The following is a 1383-nucleotide window of genomic DNA, read 5'->3' as shown; positions in this document are numbered from 1 at the left end:
GTTCATTGCCTGTTCCTCCCCAGAGCGGTTTTTGGTGTGCACCAAAACTTTGCTCTTGGAACAGGCACTTCGTCAATTCCTTATCCGGAATTCGGGTTAGTTAAGTTGCAGTGAAGAAGTTTTCTATCTAACGCAATTAACTTGAAGATGCTGGAATTAAAGTTTGGAAATTATCCGTCAGCCGGGTAGTCAGTTCCTGTGCTTTTTCTGGCAATATGACATGAAAAAAATGATAAAGTGTTTCACGGAATGTTTTTGCATTCGGGAAATAGACATTGTTTCGCACCTGCTCATTCGCGTACTTCCATAATCGCTCAATGGGGTTGAGATTAGGGCTGTAAGGCGGCAGGTAATGCAACTCAATATTCAGGACTTCGGCAAAAAATTGAACGAGTTCAGAGCGGTGGTAACCCGCTCCATCCAGAATGAGATGAATTTTTTGTGAAAGCGGATAAGTTTCCCGGATTGAGCCGAAAAAAAGGACGACATTTTTCGCATTAATCGTCGGATATTCACAAATAATAGTCTCTTCAGTCCGTTGCAAATTGAGTGCACCCATGATGTTGAGAAGGGTACGGCTGCCTGTGGTTTCGACCACCTTGACCTGCTTCCTTCCGCGCTTCATCCAGCCGTAACTTAATTTGGTGGACTGGGTAGGGTGCACGGCATCGATAAACAAAATCGGTTCTTGTTGGCCACGGGCTTCTTTTAGTGCCGTGTAGGTCTCAATAAATTGTTGCTGTTTATTCACATCGAATTTATGAGGCGTTCCCATGGGTTTTTTGTAGCTGAACCCTTGGCGGTGAAGCCATTTGGTCATCCCGGCCACCGTGAAAGTCACCTGCCAGCGCGCCCAGACATAGGCAACAATTTGCACGGTTGTGTGCATCAAATTTACCGTCAGGTACTCGACTAATTCAGTCGTTTGTTCTGCGGATAAACGGCTTTCAGAGCCGCCATTTTCAGGGGCAAGTTTCTCTTCAGAAAAGTCGTCTTTCAGATGGCGACTCACCGTACTTTCATGAATACGTAAAGCCTGGGCAATCATCTGGGCAGTCCAGCCTTCTGATGCCAAAAGCACGGCCTTGATGCGGTCACGAACGCGTCCATCACGAGTGATATCATGCATCAATTCAAGGGCTTTTTTTTGGGCATCTGTCAACGTAATTTTCATGGGCACGATCATGATCTGGTCATGACTCCAAAGCGTTATAATGATGTTTTTCGATATATGTCCCAATGAGTTTTTCATGAATTTCTATTGAGCGTGAATAACAAAGGGTTCTTCTTGCCAGCCGTTTGATATGGATACGCAAATTGAGATTATGCCGCTCGATACGTTGGGTCAAAATTTTTCCCACCAAATGCTTTTCTGGCTCGACT

The 1383-nt window shown here is 45.0% G+C and carries 2 protein-coding genes; both read right to left on the bottom strand.

All coding sequences use genetic code 11. The features are described 5' to 3' along the window. Window positions 1–136 precede the first annotated feature (136 nt). Window positions 137–1174: an IS630 family transposase gene (locus tag Xbed_RS18625; protein ID WP_139837548.1), complete on the bottom strand. Its 1038-nt coding sequence runs from the start codon at window positions 1172–1174 to the stop codon at window positions 137–139. 19 nt (window positions 1175–1193) lie between these two features. Then, on the bottom strand, window positions 1194–1383 hold a 190-nt coding region (locus tag Xbed_RS18620), incomplete at its 5' end, for an IS1 family transposase (RefSeq protein ID WP_244182564.1).

It is taken from the genome of Xenorhabdus beddingii (assembly GCF_002127545.1).
Lineage (GTDB): Bacteria > Pseudomonadota > Gammaproteobacteria > Enterobacterales > Enterobacteriaceae > Xenorhabdus > Xenorhabdus beddingii.
This window is presented reverse-complemented; position numbering and strand designations above follow the sequence as displayed.

Excerpts from the sequence above, each read along its gene's own strand:
- Xbed_RS18625 (WP_139837548.1), bottom strand. The coding sequence starts at position 1,174 with ATGAAAATTACGTTGACAGATGCCCAAAAAAAAGCCCTTGAATTGATG.